At 61.2% G+C, this 22,336-nt stretch carries 17 protein-coding genes; 7 read left to right on the forward strand and 10 right to left on the reverse strand.

Translation table 11 applies throughout. From position 1 onward, the window contains the following. Positions 1-34 precede the first annotated feature (34 nt). Positions 35-1,984 carry a DNA topoisomerase III gene (locus KGB24_RS04345; protein WP_223416146.1) on the reverse strand — a complete coding sequence of 650 codons (1,950 nt, stop codon included), beginning with the start codon at positions 1,982-1,984 and terminating at the stop codon, positions 35-37. A gap of 348 nt (positions 1,985-2,332) precedes the next feature. Between KGB24_RS04345 and KGB24_RS04350 the strand changes: the two genes are divergently transcribed. Then, positions 2,333-2,701, forward strand: a complete 369-nt coding sequence (locus KGB24_RS04350; RefSeq protein WP_008028168.1) for a DUF427 domain-containing protein — start codon at positions 2,333-2,335, stop codon at positions 2,699-2,701. 36 nt (positions 2,702-2,737) lie between these two features. Here KGB24_RS04350 and lldD read toward each other — a convergent pair whose 3' ends face one another. Beyond that, positions 2,738-3,892, reverse strand: coding sequence for an FMN-dependent L-lactate dehydrogenase LldD (lldD, locus tag KGB24_RS04355; RefSeq protein ID WP_008028170.1), 1,155 nt, complete (start codon positions 3,890-3,892; stop codon positions 2,738-2,740). Positions 3,893-4,806: 914 nt separating this feature from the next. On the opposite strand from lldD, the gene KGB24_RS04360 reads away from it, so the two are divergent. Next, on the forward strand, positions 4,807-5,751 hold the full coding sequence (locus tag KGB24_RS04360; RefSeq protein WP_008034051.1) for an aldo/keto reductase: 945 nt from the start codon (positions 4,807-4,809) through the stop codon (positions 5,749-5,751). A gap of 12 nt (positions 5,752-5,763) precedes the next feature. Here the strand turns inward: KGB24_RS04360 and KGB24_RS04365 are convergent, their stop codons facing one another. The 8 genes from KGB24_RS04365 to KGB24_RS04400 form a co-directional block, all read right to left on the reverse strand. Beyond that, on the reverse strand, positions 5,764-6,567 hold the full coding sequence (locus KGB24_RS04365; protein WP_223416145.1) for a 2OG-Fe(II) oxygenase: 804 nt from the start codon (positions 6,565-6,567) through the stop codon (positions 5,764-5,766). Between the two features lie 56 nt (positions 6,568-6,623). Further along, on the reverse strand, positions 6,624-7,451 hold the full coding sequence (locus KGB24_RS04370) for a glycosyltransferase (protein ID WP_008034047.1): 828 nt from the start codon (positions 7,449-7,451) through the stop codon (positions 6,624-6,626). Positions 7,452-7,518: 67 nt separating this feature from the next. After that, positions 7,519-8,406: a YghX family hydrolase gene (yghX, locus tag KGB24_RS04375; RefSeq protein ID WP_223416144.1), complete on the reverse strand. Its 888-nt coding sequence runs from the start codon at positions 8,404-8,406 to the stop codon at positions 7,519-7,521. A gap of 136 nt (positions 8,407-8,542) precedes the next feature. Continuing rightward, positions 8,543-8,944 (reverse strand): heme-binding protein, encoded by a 402-nt coding sequence (locus KGB24_RS04380; RefSeq protein ID WP_223416143.1) that lies wholly within the window; start codon positions 8,942-8,944, stop codon positions 8,543-8,545. Next, entirely contained in the window at positions 8,941-10,182 is a 1,242-nt protein-coding gene (glcF, locus tag KGB24_RS04385) for a glycolate oxidase subunit GlcF (RefSeq protein ID WP_223416142.1), read from the reverse strand. The genes KGB24_RS04380 and glcF overlap by 4 nt, the downstream gene beginning before the upstream one ends. A 3-nt stretch (positions 10,183-10,185) precedes the next feature. Then, positions 10,186-11,250, reverse strand: coding sequence for a glycolate oxidase subunit GlcE (gene glcE, locus KGB24_RS04390; protein WP_008034042.1), 1,065 nt, complete (start codon positions 11,248-11,250; stop codon positions 10,186-10,188). Then, on the reverse strand, positions 11,250-12,749 hold the full coding sequence (glcD, locus tag KGB24_RS04395; RefSeq protein ID WP_223416141.1) for a glycolate oxidase subunit GlcD: 1,500 nt from the start codon (positions 12,747-12,749) through the stop codon (positions 11,250-11,252). The genes glcE and glcD overlap by 1 nt, the downstream gene beginning before the upstream one ends. A gap of 1,017 nt (positions 12,750-13,766) precedes the next feature. After that, positions 13,767-15,530 carry an L-lactate permease gene (locus KGB24_RS04400; RefSeq protein WP_223414182.1) on the reverse strand — a complete coding sequence of 588 codons (1,764 nt, stop codon included), beginning with the start codon at positions 15,528-15,530 and terminating at the stop codon, positions 13,767-13,769. 182 nt (positions 15,531-15,712) lie between these two features. Between KGB24_RS04400 and KGB24_RS04405 the strand changes: the two genes are divergently transcribed. The 5 genes from KGB24_RS04405 to KGB24_RS04425 all read left to right on the forward strand — a co-directional run bounded on the left by KGB24_RS04405 (position 15,713) and on the right by KGB24_RS04425 (position 21,771). After that, positions 15,713-15,949, forward strand: a complete 237-nt coding sequence (locus KGB24_RS04405; protein ID WP_032829165.1) for a hypothetical protein — start codon at positions 15,713-15,715, stop codon at positions 15,947-15,949. Between the two features lie 90 nt (positions 15,950-16,039). After that, positions 16,040-16,657 (forward strand): transcriptional repressor LexA, encoded by a 618-nt coding sequence (gene lexA / locus KGB24_RS04410; RefSeq protein ID WP_008042565.1) that lies wholly within the window; start codon positions 16,040-16,042, stop codon positions 16,655-16,657. After that, positions 16,657-17,274 carry a translesion DNA synthesis-associated protein ImuA gene (imuA, locus tag KGB24_RS04415; protein ID WP_008034486.1) on the forward strand — a complete coding sequence of 206 codons (618 nt, stop codon included), beginning with the start codon at positions 16,657-16,659 and terminating at the stop codon, positions 17,272-17,274. The genes lexA and imuA overlap by 1 nt, the downstream gene beginning before the upstream one ends. 7 nt (positions 17,275-17,281) lie before the next feature. Continuing rightward, on the forward strand, positions 17,282-18,697 hold the full coding sequence (locus tag KGB24_RS04420) for a Y-family DNA polymerase (protein ID WP_223414183.1): 1,416 nt from the start codon (positions 17,282-17,284) through the stop codon (positions 18,695-18,697). Continuing rightward, positions 18,673-21,771, forward strand: a complete 3,099-nt coding sequence (locus tag KGB24_RS04425; protein ID WP_223414184.1) for an error-prone DNA polymerase — start codon at positions 18,673-18,675, stop codon at positions 21,769-21,771. Before KGB24_RS04420 ends, KGB24_RS04425 begins: the two co-directional genes overlap by 25 nt. The last annotated feature ends 565 nt before the right edge of the window (positions 21,772-22,336 follow it).

The following is a 22,336-nucleotide window of genomic DNA, read 5'->3' on the forward strand; positions in this document are numbered from 1 at the left end:
AACACTAGACCATCGCTGTCCATTCGAAGTGCCATCAAGCTTTACCCGGCGTTTTTGCTGCACGTTTGGCGCCGGTCGATGGCTTGCGTTTGGCCGGCTTGCGTTTGTTTTTCCAGGGTGTGGCACCTCGCCCGGCAGGGCTTGCAGGCCCGCTGATGGTCAGGTTCAGGCCGGAGCAGCGGGCAACCTGCTTGCTCATCCACGCCGCCTGTTTGGTGACGAACTCTTCCAGACTCATTTCGCCGTTCTGCACCATGTCCAGCGCCTGCTCCCAGATCGCTGTGGTGCCAGGGTCGGCAATCGCGCGCGGCACGGCGTCGATCAGGCTGAACGCCGCCGGGGTGGCGGCCAGGGCCTTGCCGTTCTTGATCAGATAACCACGGTCGAGCAGGCCCTGAATGATCGAGGCGCGGGTGGCCTCGGTGCCGATCCCGGTGGTGTCCTTGAGTTTCTGTTTCAGCAGTGGATCCTCGACCAGCTTGGCGACGTTCTTCATCGCCTTGATCAAATCACCTTCGGTAAACGGTTTGGGCGGCTGCGTCCAAAGGTCCTTGAGCCTCACTTCGGCCACCGCGCAATCACGGCCTTCGCTCAATGTCGGCAATGTTTGCGGTGCCGGTACTTCGCGGCCCTTGGCCGGAGCAAGGGCCTCGGGCAGGGCGCGTTTCCAGCCGGGTTCGACGATCTGCTTGCCGACCGCGCGCAAGGCTTCACCGGCACAGTCGAAGTCGGCCTGGGTCCGGTCGTATTCATGGTTGGGCAGAAACTGCGCCAGATACCGCGCACGGATCAGCGTGTAGACCGCTCGCTGCTTGCCCGCCAGTCGATCCAGGTTCTTTGCCGCAGCTGTGGGGATGATGCCGTGGTGAGCACTGACCTTGGCGTCATTCCAGGCCCGTGAGCGCCGTTGCGGTTCAAGGTGGTCCTGCAAGGCGTTCAGCGTCGGATCTGCTTGCCGCAGGGCGGCGAGAATACCGGGCGCTTCACTGTGTTGACTCACCGGCAGGTAACCGCAGTCGCTGCGAGGGTAGGTGATGACTTTATGGGTTTCGTAGAGTGCCTGGGCGATGTCGAGGGTTTCTTGAGCGCCGAGCCCGAGTTTCTTCGAACAGACTTCCTGCAAGGTGCCCAGATCGAACGGCAACGGCGCCACTTCACGCATGCGCTCGGTGCGCAGCTTGATCACCCGGGCGCTCGCCGCGTTGCCAATCGCCGCCGCTGCCTGTTGAGCGAGTGCCTGATTGAGGCAGCGATCCTGATCGTCGCAAACGTCGGACGGCGCATGCCACTGTGCGGTGAACGCGGTGCCATCGTGCAGCAGCTGCACGTCGATGGCCCAGTAAGCCACGGGGACGAAATCGGCGATGCTGCGGTCGCGGTCCACCACCAGGCGCAGGGTCGGCGTTTGCACTCGACCGACCGGCAATACGCCCTGATAACCGGACTGGCGCCCCAGCAGCGTGAACAACCGGCTCATGTTCATGCCGATCAGCCAGTCGGCCCGTGAACGGCCCAATGCCGAATGATAAAGGCTGAAGGTCTCCGCCCCCGGCTTCAGCGCAGCCAATGCCTTGCGGATTGACGCATCGTCCAGCGCCGACAGCCACAACCGCTGGATCGGCCCGCGATAACGGCAATGCTCCACCAGTTCCCGGGCGATCATTTCGCCCTCACGGTCCGCGTCGGTGGCGATCACCAATTCATCGGCCTCGCCGAGCAAGCGCTTGACGGCTTTGTACTGACTGGCGGTGCGCGGTTTGACGGTCATTTTCCATTTGTCCGGAATGATCGGCAGATCCGCCAGCACCCAGCGCTTGTAGCGTGCGTCGTAGGCATCCGGTGGCGCGGTTTCCAGCAGATGGCCGATGCACCAGGTCACCGTGACGTCCGTTCCCAACCAGCAGCCGTCGCCGCGACGCCGGGCGCCGAGCACGGCCGCAATGTCTTTGGCCTGGGAAGGTTTTTCACAGAGGTACAACCGCATAACCACCATCGTTCATCAATTGCCGGGAGGTGCACAGAATGGCCGCTGATGAGCGATGGAGCAATCTTTATCTGTATGGATGTACAGCTCGTGCGTTTCGAGTCATTGCAACGAACTGCATCTCGCTTCTACCTTTGACGTTATCCGCCTATGCGCTTGTGCCGGTCCTCCGACAGATAGCTTCAGCGCCCCGTTCGGCTGTGAAGCCGTCGCGCTGACGAAATCTGGGTTATACCTGACAAAGTTGTGTTCTCAAGTTTTGGGGCACTGTGCGACCCATTGCGGGCAAGTCGGATCGCCGCATCGCACGCTCCCACAGGTTTTTCACCGTCCCGAGGAACGCATTTCATGAAAAGCTCCGGTCCTAGCCCTGTCATTACCATCGCCGAGCAGCCCGGCTGTCTGTTGGTGAAGTTTCACGGCATTCAGGTGGCTGCGTCGGCGCGCGCGCTGGTGCTGCTGGAGGCCAATTACCCTCCGGTGTACTACGTGCCCCGGGAGGATATCGACGAGAAGTATTTTGCCCGCACCGACCACACGAGTTACTGCCCCTACAAGGGCGATGCGAGCTATTTCAGCCTGCAGGTCCCGGGGCATGAGGGCGCGAATGCAGCATGGAGCTATGAAGATCCCAAAGTGTCGGTAGAACAGATACGCGGTTACATTGCGTTCTATCCCGATCAGGTGAAGTTCGAGATTCTCAAAGACGTCGAGTGATTGAAAACGCCCTGCATAGACAGGGCGTTTTCACGATCAAGCGTTCAGCTCACGAACCGCCTGCACCAACGTTGACTCATCGATCTGAGCAATCGAAGTCACCCCGGTCAACGTCATCGCCACGCGCATCTCTTTGGCGAAAATATCCAGCATGTTTTCCACCCCGCGTTGACCGTCGGCGGCCAGGGCATAGGCCATGGATCGCCCCAGCAATACACCTTTCGCGCCCAGGGCCAGCATCCGCACGACATCGAGCCCCGAGCGGATCCCCGAGTCGACCAGCACCGTCAGATCATTCCCCACAGCTTGTACGATGGGCGGCAATGCCTTGGCGGTGGAAAGCACACCGTCCAGCTGTCGTCCGCCGTGGTTCGACACCACAATGCCGTCCGCGCCAAAGCTGACGGCGTCTCGCGCGTCCTGAGGATCGAGAATGCCCTTGATGATCATCGGGCCTTTCCAGAAGTCACGAATCCACTCCAGATCGCTCCAGCTGATCGACGGGTCGAAGTTGTTCGCCAGCCAGCCCATGTAGTCTTCGAGCGTGACGGCTTTGCCAAGGTACTTCGAGATGTTGCCCAGATCGTGCGGGCGTCCCATGACGCCGACGTTGAAGGCCCAGTCGGGTCGGGTCATCGCCTGAAGTATTCGCCGCGATGACGCAAACGGCCCGGACATGCCCGAGTGAGCATCCCGGTAGCGCGCGCCGGGCGTGGGCATGTCGACGGTAAACACCAGGTTTTTCACCCCGGCAGCCTTGGCCCGTTCCAGGGCGTTTTTCATGAAACCCCGGTCTTTCAGCACGTACAGCTGGAACCAGATGGATTGTTGGCTTTGCGCCACCACTTCCTCGATCGAACACACCGAGACTGTCGACAGGCACAGGGGAATGCCTTTGTTTTGCGCCGCTTTCACGGCCTGTACTTCGCCTCGACGGGCGAACATGCCTGTCAGGCCTACCGGTGCCAGGATGATCGGCATTGCGAGGGGCTGGTCGAAGAGGGTGGTTTGCAGGCTAAGGGTTTCGACGTTTTTCAGAATGCGCTGACGCAGGCTGATGCCTGTCAGGTCGGCGCTGTTGGCCCTTAGTGTGTGCTCCGCATAAGCGCCTCCATCGATGTAATCGAACAAGAAGCGGGGGAGTTTGCGGCGGGCTGCCTCGCGATAGTCGGATGCGGATGAAATGATCATGGTGCCTCGGTCGGGTGAGTGGCGGGGCGATGGGTGCTTGGAGCCAGAGTAGCGAAAACGGCTCGTGTTTGCGGTAATTCTGTTTTTCGCGGTGTTGGTGGGACCTGCTTGCGAAGGCTTTGTGTGGGTGTGTTTTTTTTTTGGTGTACATATCCATTGCTGCGGTAACGGCTGCTTATGGTTTCGCTTTTACAGCGAGTCACTTGGAAGAGCCCCAAGTAACCAAGGGCTCTTGCCCCTTTCGTTCGGTGCCTCGCCTAGGCTCGGCATACCCTCGCTCCGGTCCTGCTCCGTGGGCCCGCCGCCATCGGCCATCCATGGCCGGGGGCGGCTAACCCGGCATCCATGCCGGGTTGCCCACTGCGCAGAACCTGCGCTCGGCCTCTCGAGGGGGCGACCACCGCCACAGCCGCCGAGGCGGCCTGAAAGCCGACCTGGCTCTTTAGATGTCCGCGTTGTCCTTCTCTGCTGCGACCACTCATTCCGGACATGTACACCGCTCCCCTGTAGGAGCCGGCTTGCTGGCGATGGACGCCAACGATAACGCGGGCTGTCTGAATGAACGCGTCGTCCAGACGTATTTCGCCGGCAAGCCGGCTCCTACAGGGAATCCCATACGCCTTTGATTTTCATTACTCATCAGGTCGAGCGTTAGCTCGCCTTCAGCTTTTGATCTGAGCGCCCCCTCGAGGGCATGCCGAGCATTAGCGAGGCACCGCTAATGAAATGGCTACCCCCGCTGCCCTCTGTGATCGCCCACCAGCACTTGAGACCTCGTTGTATTTCAAGCAGGGACGAATTGCCGCCGGCAGCTATTCTCTTGGCTAACAGAGGACTCGTGGCGCCGGTGATCGCGGCGTTTGCCGCGCAACAAGCGCAAAAGGCCAACCGCCAGGCAGTGGAAGGACACAACCATGAGCCACACTGATGGATACACGCGTCGACGAATACTCACGCTGGCTGCCGGTGCTTCGGCGGTGCTCACTTTCGATCCGGCCTTTGCAGCCACCGTGCCGTCGAAGGAAACAGGAGGCAAGAACATGCTGACCCGCGCCATTCCTTCCAGCAACGAGCCATTGCCCCTTGTCGGCGTGGGCACCTATCGCGGCTTTGATGTCGCACCTGCCGAGCCGGCCTACAAAAACCTGCCCGCCGTTCTCAGCGCGTTATTTGAAAAGGGCGGCACGGTGATCGACAGCTCACCCATGTATGGCCGCGCCGAGCAGACCATTGGGGAACTGCTGTCGATCCACAAGCCGCGTTCACCCGCGTTCCTGGCCACCAAGGTGTGGACCCGTGGCCGCGAAGAAGGCATCGCGCAGATGGAGCAATCCTTCAAACTGCTACAGACCGACCGGATCGACCTGATGCAGATCCATAACCTGCTGGACTGGAAAACCCATTTGCCTACATTGCGAAAATGGAAGGAAGAAGGGCGGATTCGCTACATCGGCATCACCCATTACACCGCGTCGGCGTATGACGAAGTGGAAGCGGTGCTCAAAGCCGAGCCACTGGATTTTTTGCAGATCAACTATGCGCTGGACGATCGCGGGGTCGAGAAACGCATTCTGCCGCTGTGTCGCGAACGCGGCGTGGCGGTGATCTGCAACCGGCCATTTGGCGGCGGTGATTTGCTTGCCCGCTTGAAGGGCAAACCGCTGCCCGGCTGGGCCTCGCAAGTCGGCGTCACCAGTTGGGCACAATTGGCGCTCAAGTATTTGCTGGCGCATTCGGCAGTGACCTGCGTCATCCCCGGCACCGGCAACCCGCGTTACATGGCGGACAATGCCGGTGCCGGTTTCGGCCCGATGCTGACGGGGGCGCAACGCGAGCAGTTGATCGATGTGGTCGGATAACCGCAGGTGCCGTCAGTTTTTTTTCTTGATGAGTTTGTTGAGGTAGTACTTGAGGCTCAAGCGATCCTTGGGCCTTGGTTTGTAGTGGGTTTTGTTTCTTTGCGCAGGATCAGCCGCCACCGTTGCTGCGGTGTAGTAGTAGAGCGCGATGGAACGGCGTGTAATGTGTTCCGGCGTCGTCAGAGGCTCCGGGTGTCCATGATTGCTGTCCTTGTCGGTGTTGAAAATGACACAGCGGTTGTAGATCGGCAGGACTTTCTTGAGGCAAGTCTTCATCCCGACGTCCCATAGCTCCAGGTTGCCGCCGTATGCCTCTTGCCAATCCGGATTCAGGTAAATAATGGCATTCAGCCTGCGCTCGATATTCAACTTTTTGTTGAGCCGGAAGTCCGAGTGCACCCCCAGGAACCCACCTTTTTTCGTTTCGTGCAGTCCGCCGCCGGTAAAGTAAGGATCGGGAATCAACCCCTCGATACCTGTGAGCTGTTCAAGAAACTGCAACATGGGCGCCGAGTTGAAGGCGTTGAAAACCGTCTTCAAGTAGGGATCGCATTCGTTGGGGCTGACTTGCCGTTTGTGCTGACCCTTATAGCCACGCTCATAGAGCATTTCGTTGTTGGTTGGCTCCACGGGAAAATGCGCGCAGATGCTCGCAATCAGGTCCTGCGGTAAAAAATTGTCAATGACGATGTGTGGAAAGGGGGTGGCTTGAGCATAAGTACTGGCTAGCGAGTGACCGAAAGTGCTGGCAGCGTTCTGGTCAAAATCCAGCTCCGGGGTGGTGACGATGGGAAGTGTCTGAGTGATCGGTGTCATTACCGCTCCAATAGTCTGTTCATAACAACCTGCGAGTGCTTCCTGCAAGAGGGGCGCTACTTGTGACGCGCTGCCGATACCTGGTTGTTGTCGCCCTTCAAACGTTTAAGGATGTCGTTGTACATCTTCGTTCGTCTGTGCGTTGTCGCATAACCGCCAGCGGCCGCGACGGTGCCCGCTTGAATATGGTCGAGGTAGCTGAATATCTTGCGCGGGGACAACAGTTCAACAACATAGCCCAACTGGGTCATGCGGTCCTGGAGGGTATAACCGGGTACGCGCTCATCCATCAGGAAATGCATGCCGTGTTGCTTCATCAGCTTGCAGTTCCATAAGGTACAGAAGCTTTTCAAATAAACTTCCCTGTAGGGCTTTGGCTCTCTGGAACGTAGTCCCAGGGACAGTTTGAGGCGTCTGACGTGATGTTTTACCAGTCGTGAGCTAAAGCGCCAAAGGGTTCTGGTGGTGCCGCGGTTAAGTTGTTCTGTGCACCCGACGGCCACGACATTCGGGTTTTTAATGCACTTGTTCAACATCATTGAAAATACATTTTTGTCGAAAATAAACGTATCGGTGTGCAGCAGGAACAGAAAGTCGGTCTCAACCCGTTCCAGCACCAGGTCGAGTGCTTTGCCATGCGCGATATGACCATGCTCCGGCTCGGGAGCTTTTCGCTCAATCAGGTTGATCCAGTCCAGTGTGCGCAGATAGTCGGTGCTTTCATCGGCCGAGTCGTTATCAACCACCCAGACCGGAATGTTGCTGTCGCCCAGGTGCTGATGTAGCAGGTCGAGGCAAATCCGGGTTATTTCGATGGTTTTGTAGTTGACCAGGACAATGCTGAAGGGTGGTTTCTGTTGCGACAGAAAATCATTGTTATTCATGTGTGATGCACTCTTTAAAAACCTGGAAACAGCAATAAAAATTCAAGACTACTTATTGCTTGCGGCGCTAAGACAGGTATCGCCGGAACCAGTTTAGCGTTCTTTCCCAGGCAAGTTTGGCTGCGGCCTCATCGAATCGAGGCGTGGAATCGTTATGGAAGCCGTGGTTGGCACCGGGGTAGATGTAGGCTTCATAGGTTTTGCCGGCTGCTTTTAATGCCTGCTCGTAGGCGGGCCATCCTTCGTTGATGCGTGTGTCCAGTTCGCCAAAGTGAAGCATCACCGGCGCCTTGATCCGGGGGACATCCCTGGCGTCTGGTTGCCGGCCATAGAAGGACACGGCAGCCCCGAGTTCGGGATAGGCCACGGCAGCCGCGTTGGCCACGCCACCGCCATAGCAGAAGCCGGTGATGCCGACTTTTCCGGTGGTCGTATCGTGTTTCATCAGCCACTCGATCGCGGCGAAAAAGTCATTCATGAGCTTTTCAGGATCAACGGTCGCCTGGAGTTCCCGGCCTTTGTCGTCGTTGCCGGGATAACCGCCCACCGACGTCAGTCCATCGGGGGCGAGGGCGATGAACCCGGCCTTGGCCACGCGTCGGGCAACATCTTCGATGTAGGGGTTGAGCCCGCGGTTTTCATGCACGACCACCACGGCCGCCACTTTGCCGGTGGCTTTTGCCGGACGCACCCGATAGGCCCGAACCTGCCCGTGGCCCTTGGGCGAGGGGTAGGTGACGTACTCGGCGATGATGTCCGGATCGGTAAACGCCACTTGTTCGGCCAAGGCATAGTCGGGACTCAGGGCGGCGAGGAGCGCGCTGGCAGTCAGGCCGCCAAGGGTGAATAACGCCGCCCGGTCGAGAAACTCTCGCCGGTTGATCTTGCCGTGGGCGTAGTAGTCGTAGAGTTCGAGCAGCTCAGGGGCAAAGTCTTTCGCAGTAAGACGATTCATCTTTGCGCTTCCTTTGAAGTGGACGGTTGCTCTGTCAGTTCGAAAAAGCGGCGACAACTATCAATTCTAGCCGCGCATAAAAAAAGAGACGGAAGTCTCTTTTTTGTTTCTTCTGATTACGCTCCTCGAGCACGGTTCAGTTCAGGCATTGCGCCCCAGCCCTGGCCACTTGCGCATCCTGCTCGGCTTTTACGCCGGACACGCCAACCGCACCCACCACCTGACCGTCGACGATGATCGGCACGCCGCCTTCCAGGGACGTCAGCAAGGGGGCCGACAAAAACGCGAAGCGCCCGCCGTTGACCATGTCTTCATAACCTTTGGATTCGCGCCGGCCCAACGCCGAGGTGCGTGCCTTTTCGGTGGCGATGTACGCGCTGATGGGCGCGCAGCCGTCGAGGCGTTCGAGGGCGAGGGGGTGGCCTCCGTCGTCGACGATCACGATGGTCACGGCCCATTGGTTATTTTGTGCTTCGGTGCGTGCGGCCGCGAGGATCCGGCTGACTTCGGTCTGGCTCAGGACGGCTTTGCTTTTCATGGGGAATCTCCGGTGATCGATGAGGGCAGCGCCGCGTCGAGCAGTTCGATCCAGTGCCGGACCGGGGTTCGGCCCGCGCCGTCGAGGTGCGACTGACAGCCGATATTGGCGGTAACGATAACTTCAGGATGGCCACTTTCCAGCGCATTCAGTTTGTTGTCGCGCAGTTGCCGGGACAGTTCGGGTTGGGTGATCGAATAAGTGCCCGCCGACCCGCAGCACAAATGGCTGTCGGGCACAGGTGTGAGGTTGAAACCGAGGCGAGCAAGAAGCGCTTCCACCGCGCCGCCGAGCTTTTGCGCGTGCTGCAAGGTGCAGGGGCAATGGAAGGCCAGGCGCTGGTCACTGTGGATGCCGAGTGTTTCCAGCGGTTCGTCGCGCAACACTTCCACCAGGTCCCTGGCCAGCGCGCTGACTCTTTTTGCCTTCTCGGCGTAGGCCGGATCGCGTTCGAGTAAATGGCCATAGTCCTTGATGAAGGCGCCACAGCCACTGGCGGTTTGCACGATGGCTTCGGCGCCGTTCTCGATACTCGGCCACCACGCATCGATATTGTGGCGAGCGCGGTCGAGGCCAGCTGCCTGAGCGTCGAGGTGATAATCCACAGCGCCGCAACACCCGGCTTCGCTGGACGGAGTAACACTGATACCCAGTCGATCCAGCACCCGCGCCGCTGCCGCATTGGTGTTGGGCGACAGGCTCGGCTGTACGCAACCTTCGAGCATCAGCACCTGGCGGGCATGGCGCGTGGTGGGGCGTGGCCGTGGGAGATAAACATGGCGAGGCAACTTTGCCTGCAAGGTGTTGGGCAGCAGTGCCCGAAAAACCTGACCGCTGTTGATCAGCGCTTTGAACAGTCCCGGATTAAGGACGACGCTGCGCAATCCCTCACGCAACAGACGTTGGTCGATGGAGCGCGGCACCGCCGCATCGACCACCGCCCGGCCGATGTCGAGCAAGTTGTGATAGTCGACCCCGGAAGGACAGGTGGTTTCGCAATTGCGGCACGACAGGCAGCGGTCCAGATGCTGCTGGGTTTTCTGCGTGACCTCGTTGCCTTCCAGCACCTGTTTGATCAGGTAAATGCGGCCCCGTGGCCCATCGAGTTCATCGCCGAGCAATTGATAAGTCGGGCAGGTGGCATTGCAGAAGCCGCAGTGCACGCAGGTGCGCAGGATGCTTTCGGCTTCTTCGGCGCGGGGCAGCTGCCGGGCGGTTTCGCTCAGGGTTGTCTGCATGGTTCAAAGCTCCGCGTACAAGCGTGCCGGGTTGAAAATGCCCCGAGGGTCGAGTTGTTGCTTGAGGCTGCGGTGGTAGCGCATCAACGCGGCAGGCAACGGCTGGAACGGGCTGTCGATCAGGCCATGGCTGTAGCAGGTCACATGGCCGCCGACCTCATCCACGACCTGGCGAATGAACGCCGCTTCGGCGTCAGACTTGAGCCAGCGCTGGGCGCCGCCCCAGTCGAGCAGTTGCCGGCCGGGCAGGGACAACCGCGGCGTGTTGTGCGGGACGGACAGGCGCCACAGTGGCTGGCCCTCGTCGAAGAAACTCAGTCGGTGCTCGTTGAGATCCGCCCAATACGAGGCGTCCAGCTGCTCACCGCCCAAACGGTCATGAGCCGCCGCCACCGAGCCTTCGCCGCCCTCAAGCCGCAAGTGCAGGCGTTGCCCGTCGTGGCACGCGGCACTGATCGGCAACGGCTGCTGGCCCCATTCCGCGAGACGCAGCAAGGCACGATCGCTGTCCATCTCCAGGCTGATGCTCAGGGTTTGCCGTGGTTTGGGCAGGACCTTGAGCGAGACTTCGGTGATCACCCCAAGGGCGCCGAAACTGCCGGCCATCAGGCGCGACAGGTCGTAACCGGCGACGTTTTTCATCACTTCGCCGCCAAAGCGCAAATGCTTGCCGTGCCCCGTGATGACCCGCGTGCCGAGGACGAAATCGCGCACCGAGCCTGACCAGGGACGACGCGGTCCCGACAGGCCACTGGCGATCATCCCGCCGACGGTGGCATCGTCGCCAAAGGACGGTGGTTCGCAGGGCAGCATCTGCTGCGCTTCATCCAGCACGTGCGCCAGTTCGGACAAGGGCGTGCCGCAGCGGGCGGTGATCACCAGCTCGGTAGGGTCGTAGCTGACGATGCCTCGGTGGCTGCGCGTGTCGAGTACTTCGCCCGCAACGATGCGCCCCAGAAACGCCTTGCTGTTGGAGCCCTGAATGCGCAGCGGCGTGGCGTTTTCCAGCGCTTGATTGACCTGCTCCAGCAGCACGCCGCTGTCATCGATATCGAGTTCGCTGCGCATCAGAATCGCTCCAGATCAGGGAAGGGCAACTGACCCAGGTGCACGTGCATGGCGCCAAATTCGGCGCAGCGGTGCAGCGTCGGAATGTTCTTGCCGGGGTTGAGCAAACCGCCGGGATCGAACGCGGCTTTGACGGCATGGAATAGCGTCAGCTCATCGGCGTTGAACTGCGCGCACATCTGATTGATCTTCTCGCGGCCCACGCCGTGTTCGCCGGTAATGCTGCCGCCGACTTTCACGCACAATTCGAGGATCTTGCCGCCCAGCGCTTCGGCGCGGTCGAGCTCACCCGGTTGATTGGCGTCGAACAGAATCAACGGGTGCATGTTGCCGTCTCCGGCGTGGAAAACGTTGGCGACGCGCAAGCCATACTCGGCGGACAACGCGGCAATGGCGCGCAGCACGCCGGGCAACTCACGGCGTGGGATCGTCCCGTCCATGCAGTAATAATCCGGCGAGAGCCGACCGACCGCCGGAAAGGCATTCTTGCGTCCGGCCCAGAAACGCACGCGCTCGGCTTCATCCCTGGCCTGGCGCACTTCGGTGGCGCCGGCCTGTTCCAGCACCTCGCGCACGCGGTCGCAATCATCGTGGACATCGGCTTCGACGCCATCGAGTTCGCACAGCAGGATGGCTTCGGCGTCCACCGGGTAGCCAGCGTGGATGAAGTCTTCAGCGGCGCGAATCGCCAGGTTGTCCATCATTTCCAGACCGCCCGGAATGATACCGGCGGCGATGATGTCACCCACCGCTCGTCCTGCTTTTTCGACAGAATCGAACGCTGCCAGCAGCACCTTGGCGGACTGCGGTTTGGGCAACAGTTTGACGGTGACTTCGGTGATCACCCCGAGCATGCCTTCGGAACCGGTGAACAGCGCCAGCAGGTCGAAGCCGGGTGAATCGAGGGCATCGGAGCCCAATGTCAGGTGCTCGCCGTCCACGGTCAGGATGTCGACCTTGAGCAGGTTGTGCACGGTCAGGCCGTACTTCAGACAATGCACGCCGCCAGCGTTTTCGGCGACGTTGCCGCCGATGGAACAGGCGATCTGTGAGGAAGGGTCTGGCGCGTAGTACAGGCCGAAGGGGGCTGCTGCCTGGGAAATAGCGAGGTTGCGTACGCCGGGCTGGACCCGTGCGGTGCGGGCGGCCGGGTCGATGTGCAGGATGTTGTTGAAGCGCGCCATGACCAGCAGCACGCCTTTTTCCAGCGGTAACGCGCCGCCGGACAAACCGGTGCCGGCGCCACGGGCGACCACCGGCACGTGCATTTCATGGCAGAGCCGGAGCACGCCTTGTACTTCGTCGAGATGGCGTGGCAGGACCACCAGCAGGGGCGCGGTGCGATAGGCCGAGAGTCCGTCGCATTCGTATGGCTTGAGTTCTTCTTGCTGATGCAGCACTTCCAGGCCTGGCAAACGGGTTTGCAGGGCTTGCAACAGTGCTGACTTGTTGACGTCGGGCAGCGCTCCGTCAACGCGTTCATCGTAGAGAATGTTCATGGTCGTTTTACGATACTCCGATCGTGTGTGTCCGGGCAGCGGCCTGTTTACTTGGGTTTTGTGTGTATATCCATTTTTTGGGTGATGGCTGATATTGGTTTCGCCCTTACGGCGAGTCACTTGGAGAAGCGCCAAGTAACCAAGCGCTTTTGCCCCTTTCGTTCGGTGCCTCGCTGTGGCTCGGCATGCCCTCGCTCCGGTCCTGCTCCGTGGGCCCGCCGCGATCGGCCATCCCTGGCCGTGCGCGGCTAACCCTGCATCCATGCCGGGTTGCCCACTGCGCAGAACCTGCGCTCGGCCTCTCGAGGGGGCGTGTACCTCAAGATCAAAAGCGGAAGGCGAGCTAACGCTCGGCCTGATGAGTGGTGAAAATCAAAAGCGTACGCGATTCCCCTGTAGGAGCCGGCTTGCCGGCGAAAAACGTCGGGGCAACGCGTTCATTCAGACAGCCCGCGTTATCGTTGACGTCCATCGCCAGCAAGCTGGCTCCTACAAGGGAAATGCATATGCATTTGGATAAATACGATCCTCTGTAGGAGCCGGCTTGCTGGCGATAGCGGTGGATCAGTCAACGTATGTATTGGCTGGACAGACGCCATCGCCAGCAAGCCGGCTCCTACAGGGGGAATGTGCAAACATCCAAAATTAGTGCAGCCACCACAATGTGGGAGTGTGCACACGACCAAAGAGCCAGGTCGGCTTTCAGGCCGCCTCGGCGTCTGTGGCGGTAGTCGCCCCCTCGAGAGACCGAGTGGAGGTTCTGCGTAGTGGGCAACCCGGCATGGATGCCGGGTTAGCCGCCCCCGGCCATGGATGGCCGATGGCGGCGGGCCCACGGAGCAGGACCGGAGCGAGGGCATGCCGAGCCTAGGCGAGGCACCGAACGAAAGGGGCAAAAGCGCTTTGGTTACTTTCGCGCTTTTCGAAAGTGACTCGCTGTAAGAGCGAAACCGCCAGCCGCCATCACCGAAGAAACGGATATGCCCACCATCCCGTCCACTCACCAGGCAGCTCCGCTCAATGCCCCCCCACAACCATATGACTAAACGGCGCCACATAAGCCTGCAACGTCACCAACCCCCCCACCAGAATCGCCAGAATGATGGAATGGAAGAACACATAACGCAGAATTTCCCCCTCATGCCCATACCAACGCGTAGCAGTGGAAGCCACCACGATCGACTGCGCATCGACCATCTTGCCCATGACCCCACCGGAACTGTTGGCAGCAGCCATCAACACCGGACTCAGCCCCAATTGCTCAGCCGTCACCCGCTGCAGCCCGCCGAACAGCACGTTGGACGCCGTGTCCGACCCAGTCAGCGCCACGCCGAGCCAGCCGAGCAAGGTGCCAAACATCGGGTAAAAGATGCCCGTCGCAGCGAACGCCAGGCCCATGGTGGCGTCCAGCCCCGAATAGCGGGTGAGGAAACCGAGCGCGAGCATCGCGACGATGGTAATCAGCGAGTAACGCACGACCCAGATCGTGCGCAGATAGTGTTTGACCAACTGCGGGATGGAGTAACCCATCAACAGCCCGCCAAAGATCGCCGCCAGCAAGATGCCGCTGCCGGTGCTGGTCAGCCAGGTGAACTTGTAGACCGCGTCCTCAGTTTTAGGCGCAGGCACCACCGGCGGGACCTTTTCGATTTGCTGGTGGATCGTGCCGAAGGTGACGACCGGCGCAAAGATCGGGTTCGCTTCGCGCAGCGGTTTGCCTTGCGGATCGAGCTTGGCCGAGTGGGTCACGGGATCAATCGCCGGGCGTGTATCGAACAGGTTTTTGAAGCCTTGGGTGCCCCAGGCGAACACGAACACCGTGAGGATGATCCACGGCATCCACGCGCGCATGACCGCAGGTTTGGCATCGCTGGCGAAGGTCGCGCTGGCGATGGGTTTCTCGTCATGCTCTTCGGCTATTTTGGAGTTGTCGACGCGCCCGGACAGCGCGGCAGAGGTGTGCACGGTCGCGGGTTTCCACACCTTGAGAAAACCGGTGAGGCAGGCCATGGAAATCAGCGCGGCGATCACGTCCACCAGCATCGGCCCGTGATAGTTGGACACCAGGAACTGCGGCACGGCGAAACTGACCCCGGCGACCAGGATAGCCGGCCAGATTTCCAGCATCTTGCGCCACCCGGCAAAGGCCCAGATCAACCAGAACGGCACGATCACCGAGAAAAACGGCAATTGCCGACCGACCATCATCGACAGTTCCATTTCGTCCAGGCCGGTCACTTTGGCCAGGGTAATGATCGGCGTGCCGAGGGCGCCGAACGCCACGGGCGCGGTGTTGGCGATCAACGCCAGGCCCGACGCCGCCAGCGGCGAGAAGCCCAGGCCAATCAGAATCGCGCCGGTCACTGCCACGGGTGTGCCGAAACCGGCAGCCCCTTCGAAGAAGGCACCGAAGCAGAAGGCAATCAGCAGCAGTTGCAGGCGGCGATCGTCGGTAATGCGCGCCAGCGAGTCCTGCAGCACTTTGAATGAGCCGTTTTCGGTAGTCAGCCGGTGCAGGAAGATGATGTTCAGCACAATCCAGCCGATCGGCAGCAAGCCGTTGGCGGCGCCGTAAAGGGCGGCCGAGCCTGCCATGTTCGCCGGCATGCCGAAGGCGAAAATCGCGATGACCAGCGCCGAGGCGAGGGCGAGCAAGGCCGCCAGATGGGCCTTGATGTGGAAAAAGGCCAGGGCTGCGAGCATCACCACGACCGGTACAGCGGCCATGATGGTTGAAATGACCGGGTTGCCGAACGGATCGTAGATTTGCTGCCAGATCATGTTCCACCTCTGCTTTTTATTGTTTGGATTGCAGACCCCGAGGGGGCGGTGGCTTGTAGTATAGGTGGCATTACGCCGCTGTCTTGTGCCCCATAAATCACGCCTTTTGGCGGATGGGTCGAACTTGAAACAGGGACTGCAGATCGCCTTTACTGGATTCAATCACCCGGAGGAACGCGATGATGACTGAGCGCCACATGGTTCATACGGAAACGCTGTCGAACGATTGCAGCATCAAGGTCAAGGCCGAGATCCTGCGAGACGGTTCGTTGGGAATGTTCATCGGGGTATACCGACCCGATGGCTCGGCCATTGAGGAGAATGATCACCCGGCGTTGCATTTTCTCGACATGGAGGCCGCGATGGAGTGGGGGATCGAGAAAGCCAAGGGTATCGGCAATGGCCAGCGGACGCTGTAGGGCCTGACTCTGGATGTGCGGTATGCCGGACTCCGTGATAAAGGGGAGCTGACTGGCGGGCCTTGCCATAAAAAAGCCAAAAGAGTACAAATGTACTCCATGACGACTTTAACTCCCCGCCGTACTGCCATCCTGACGTTTATCCGTGATCGAATCGCGGAGCACGGTCAGTCCCCGAGCCTCGCTGAAATCAGCGAGGCCTTTGGTTTCGCCTCCCGCAGCGTGGCGCGCAAGCATGTGCTGGCGCTGACCGACGCCGGTTTTATCGAGGTCAATCCGCATCAGGCCCGAGGCATTCGTTTGCTCGGGCAACCGGCGCGCCCCGAGCTGCTGGACATTCCGGTCCTCGGCCGGGTGGCGGCGGGGGCGCCGATCGGTGCCGATGCCGAGGTGCACAGCCGCTTGCTGCTCGACCCGTCGATCTTCTCCCGGGTGCCGGATTACATGCTGCGGGTCCAGGGTGACTCGATGATCGAGGACGGCATCCTCGATGGCGACCTGGTGGGCGTGCATCGCAACCCCGAAGCGCTCAATGGCCAGATCGTCGTGGCGCGGCTTGACGGTGAAGTCACCATCAAGCGTTTCGAGCGGGTCGGCGATGCGGTGCGCCTGTTGCCGCGCAACCCGGCCTATAAGCCGATCATCGTCGAGGCCGATCAGGACCTGGCCATCGAAGGGGTGTTCTGCGGTCTGGTGAGGCAAGGGTGATGGGCGCCGTCGTTGCGCTGGACACGCTGTTCAATGGCGGCCAGGTCTGGAAGGGCCGGCCTGCGCCACCGACGGTCAGCCCGCAACCCACCGGGCATGCGGCGCTGGATGCGGCGTTGCCCACCGGTGGCTGGCCGGAAGCGGCGCTGACCGAAATCCTCCTGGCCGGGCAGGGCGTCGGCGAGTTGCAACTGGTGTGGCCGGCGCTGGCGCGGTTGTCGGCGGCGGGTGAGCGCATCGTGCTGGTGGCGCCGCCGTACGTGCCGTATCCGCAAGCCTGGCAGAACGCCGGGGTTGATCTGCGCCAGTTGTCGATCATCCAGGCCAGCGAGCGCGATGCGCTGTGGGCGGCGGAACAATGCCTGCGTTCGGGCAGTTGCGGCGCAGTGCTGTGCTGGCCGCACAAGGCGGATGACCGCGCCTTGCGGCGCTTGCAGGTGGCGGCGGAAACCGGCTCGACCCTGGCATTCGCCTACCGCTCGATCCATGAAGCGATCAACCCGTCACCGGCCGCGCTGCGCATCGCCATCGATGCCAGGCCTGCGCAATTGCGCGTGCTCAAGTGCCGGGGAGGGTTGGCCCGCTCGGCGCCGATTGCCTTCCCTGTGGGGCATTGAGGTTGCCATGCGCTGGGTGTGCATTCTCTTCCCGCAATTGGCGCTGGACGCGGTACTGCGTCAGCGCCCCGATCCCGATGAGCCGCTGGCGCTGCTGACCGGTCCGGCGCAGCGTCGGGTGTTGCAGGCGGTCAACGCTTCGGCGCGGGCGCTGGGCTTGCGCCCCGGCATGTCGATGACCGCCGCGCAGGCCTTGAGCAAAGACTTTGTCACGGCGGAATACGACGCGGCCGAGATCGAGCACTGGCAGCAGTTTCTCGCGGCCTGGGCCTACCGCTTCAGCTCCCAGGTCAGCGTGCATTACCCGCGTGCGGTGGTGTTTGAAATCGAGTCCAGCCTGGGACTGTTTGGCGACTGGCCGCAATTCGAAGCGCGCTTGCGCACCGAACTCGGCGAACTGGGCTTTCGTCATCGGATTGTTGCCGCGCCCAACCCGGTGGCGGCGCGGGTATTGGCCAATGCGTATGACGGTCTGGTGGTGCCGGACGCTCAAGCCTTGCAGCATCATCTGGGGCAATTGCCTGTCGACCGGATCGCTCTGGAGCCAGCGGTGGCCATAGCGTTGTCGCGCATGGGGTTGCGCACTTTGAGCCAGGTGCAGGCGTTACCGCGACAGAGTCTGGCGCGGCGTTTCGAGGCCCAGGTGCTCAAGCATCTGGACGCGCTGTCTGGCGAACGACGGCTGGCGCTGGCGTTCTACCTGCCGCCTGACCGCTTCGATGTGCGCATCGAGCTCAATTTCGACGTGCAATCCCATCAGGCGCTGCTGTTTCCGTTACGCCGGCTGACCGGCGATCTGTCGGCGTTCCTGTGCGGTCGCGACAGCGGTGTGCAGCGTTTTGACCTGCATCTGGAACATGCCGGCTTGCCGGACAGCGTGATCAAGGTCGGTCTGCTCAGCGCCGAGCGCGATCCGGCGATGCTCTTCGAACTGGCCCGGGGGCGGTTGGAACAGGTTCAGGTCGAGGCGCCGGTGCGCGGGTTTCGTTTGCGCGCCGAAGACTTGCCGGCCTTCGTTCCGCAGTATCAGGAACTGTTCGATGATCGCCCGCAGCAGTCCTTGCCCTGGGAACAACTGCGCGAACGCTTGCGCGCGCGGCTGGGGGATGACGCGGTGCAGGGCCTGCGGTTCCAGGCCGATCACCGGCCGGAGTGCGCGTGGCAGGCCAGTGCCGAGAGCCAGCGTTGCGCGGTGATGCCTGGCGTGCAGCGTCCGGGCTGGTTGCTGACGGAGCCGCAAGCGGTACACGAAGGTTCGACGCGCATCCTCATGGGCCCGGAGCGTATCGAGTCCGGTTGGTGGGACGGCGCCGATGTGCGCCGCGACTACTACCTGATCGAAACCCGTTCCGGCCAACAGGGCTGGGCCTATCGTGCGGTCGGTGAGGACGGCCCGTTGTGGTTGCAGGGGTGGTTCGCATGAGCATTGATTATGCCGAGCTGCACTGCCTGTCGAACTTCAGTTTCCAGCGTGGAGCCTCCAGCGCCCTCGAACTTTTTCAGCGGGCGAAAAAACTGGGCTATCAGGCGCTGGCGATCACCGACGAATGCACGTTGGCGGGCATTGTCCGCGCCTGGCAAGCGGCCAAATCCGTGGAGCTGCCACTGATCATCGGCAGCGAAGTGCGCATCGAGAACGGTCCGAAACTGGTGCTGCTGGTGGAGAGCCTTGAGGGCTACCAAAACCTGTGCCGGCTGATTACCCGGGCGCGGCGTCGTTCGCAGAAAGGCCGGTATCAGGTGTTGCGGGAGGATTTCAACGAGCCTTTGCCGGGGCTGTTGGCGTTGTGGGTGCCGGATGCGCCGGATGATTTTCAAACCGGTCACTGGCTGAAGCAAACCTTCGCCGAGCGCCTGTGGCTGGCGGTCCAGTTACATCGCGGCCAGGACGATACCGGGCGATTGAGTGCGTTGATGACGTTGGCAAGGGAGCTGCGAATCCCGGCAGTGGCCAGCGGCGATGTGCACATGCACACGCGTGGGCGGCGCGCCTTGCAGGACACCATGACCGCAATCCGTCATCACCTGCCGGTGGCCGAGGCCGGGTTGCGCCTGCACCCCAACGGCGAGCGGCATCTGCGCAGCCTCGACGTGCTGCAATCGATCTACCCGCAAGCATTGCTCGATGAAACCTTGATCATCGCCCGGCGTTGCACCTTCGACCTTGGCCAGTTGCGATATCAGTATCCCCGCGAGCTGGTGCCCGAAGGCCAGACGGCCTCGTCCTGGTTGCGTCATTTGACCGAAGAAGGGATCACATGGCGCTGGCCAAAAGGCCCGCAAGCCAAGGTGCTCAAACAGATCGACAAGGAACTGGAGCTGATTGCCGAACTGGGCTACGAAAGTTACTTCCTGACGGTTCACGACATCGTCCGGTTTGCTCGTGAGCAAAAAATCCTCTGTCAGGGCCGTGGTTCAGCCGCCAACTCGGCGGTCTGTTATGCCTTGGGAATCACGGAAATCGATCCGGATCGCACCACGCTGTTGTTCGAGCGCTTTCTCTCCAAAGAGCGCAACGAGCCGCCGGACATCGACGTCGATTTTGAGCACGAGCGACGCGAAGAAGTCTTGCAGTACGTGTTCCAGCGTTATGGCCGGACCCGTGCGGCGTTGACGGCGGTGGTCAGCACCTACCACGCGGCCGGCGCGGTACGCGATGTGGCCAAGGCGTTGGGTTTGCCGCCGGACCAGATCAATGCCCTGGCCGATTGCTGCGGCCACTGGAGTGATGAAACACCACCGGTGGAGCGCCTGCATGAAGGCGGTTTCGATCCCGAGAGCCCGGTGTTGCGCCGGGTGCTGAGCCTGACCGGGCAACTGATCGGTTTCCCCCGGCACCTGTCCCAGCACCCGGGCGGCTTCGTCATTTCCGAACAGCCGCTGGACAGTCTGGTGCCGGTGGAAAACGCCGCCATGGCCGAGCGCACCATCATCCAGTGGGACAAGGACGATCTGGACGCGGTCGGTTTGCTCAAGGTCGATATTCTTGCGCTGGGCATGCTCAGCGCCATCCGCCGCTGCTTTGATCTGCTGCGACGGCACCGTAACCTTGATTTAAGCCTGGCGATGATCCCGTCCGAAGACCCGCAAACCTACGACATGATTGGTCATGCGGACACCATCGGCGTGTTCCAGATCGAGTCCCGGGCGCAGATGTCGATGCTGCCGAGGCTTAAACCCCGGAATTTTTATGACCTGGTGATCGAAGTGGCGATCGTCAGGCCGGGGCCGATCCAGGGTGGCATGGTGCACCCGTACCTGCGACGGCGGAACAAACAGGAGCCCGAGACTTACCCGTCTCCAGAGCTGGAAGCGGTACTCAAGCGCACGCTCGGCGTACCGCTGTTCCAGGAACAGGTGATGCAGATCGCCATCGTTGCTGCCGACTACAGCCCCGGTGAAGCCGATCAATTGCGCCGTTCCATGGCCGCCTGGAAGCGCCATGGCGGGCTGGAACCACACAAGGATCGCCTGGCCGCCGGAATGAAGAAAAACGGCTACACACCCGAATTCGCCGCGCAGATTTTCGAGCAGATCAAAGGCTTCGGCAGCTACGGATTTCCCGAGTCCCACGCCGCCAGTTTTGCCTTGCTGACCTATGCCAGTTGCTGGTTGAAATGCCACGAACCGGCGGCCTTCGCCTGTGCGCTGATCAACAGCTGGCCCATGGGTTTCTACAGCCCGGACCAGATTCTGCAGGATGCGCGCCGGCATCATTTGCAGATCCGCCCGGTGGACGTGCGTGCCAGCGACTGGGATTGCAGCCTCGAACCCGTCATCGGTGCGCAGCCGGCGATTCGCATGGGACTGCGGATGATCAAGGGTTTTCGCGAAGACGATGCGCGGTGTATCGAAGCCGCGAGGTCCAAGGGGGCGTTTATCGACATCGCCGACCTCGGCGAACGGGCGCGGCTCGATGCCCGTGCGCAGGAGCAACTGGCCGATGCCGGCGCGTTGCGTGGGCTGGCCGGTGATCGTCATCGAGCACGCTGGGAAGTGGCGGGGGTGCAGAAGCAATTGGGTTTGTTCGCCGGTTTGCCGAGCCAGGAAGAGGACGCGGTGGCATTGCCCAAACCCACGGTGGGCGAAGACCTGCTGGCGGATTACAACAGTCTCGGCACCACCCTCGGCCCGCATCCACTGGCCCTGTTGCGGGGTGAGCTGAAAGCCCGGCGCTGTCGCAGTTCGCGGGAGTTGCTGGACGTCGAGCATGGTCGCCCGGTCAGCGTCGCCGGGCTGGTGACCGGTCGGCAGCGACCGGGCACCGCCAGTGGCGTGACTTTCGTCACCCTCGAAGACGAGTTCGGTAACGTCAACGTGGTGGTCTGGCGCGACCTGGCCGACCGGCAACGGCAGGTGTTGGTCGGCTCGCAGTTGCTCAAGGTCGACGGGCGCTGGGAGAAGGAAGGCGAGGTGCGGCATTTGATTGCCGGACGCTTGAGCGACCTGAGTCCGCTACTGGATGGCATCAACGTACGCAGCCGGGATTTCCACTGAAGTAATCACACACCTGTAGGAGCGGCCGGGCGGCGTTCCGCTTGCCGGCGATGACGTCATCACGGCCACCTCCGCTTCGCCAGCAAGCCGGCTCCTACATGATTGTGGGTATGCCGTTAATATTTCGCACAACACCGAACCTGTAGGAGCCGGCTTGCCAGCGATGGTGTCATAACGGCCACCACCGCTTCGCCAGCAAGCTGGCTCCTACATGATTGTGGGTATGCCGTTAATATTTCGCACAACACCGAACCTGTAGGAGCCGGCTTGCCGGCGATGACGTCATCACGGCCACCTCCGCTTCGCCAGCAAGCCGGCTCCTACATGATTGTGGGTATGCCGTTAATATTTCGCACAACACCGAACCTGTAGGAGCCGGCTTGCCGGCGATGGCGTCATCACGGCCACCACCGCTTCGCCAGCAAGCCGGCTCCTACATGATTGTGGGTATGCCGTTAATATTTCGCACAACACCGAACCTGTAGGAGCCGGCTTGCCGGCGATGGCGTCATAACGGCCACTACCGCTTCGCCAGCAAGCTGGCTCCTACATGATTGTGGGTATG

Source organism: Pseudomonas sp. BF-RE-25 (genome assembly GCF_019956105.1).
GTDB lineage: Bacteria > Pseudomonadota > Gammaproteobacteria > Pseudomonadales > Pseudomonadaceae > Aquipseudomonas > Aquipseudomonas migulae.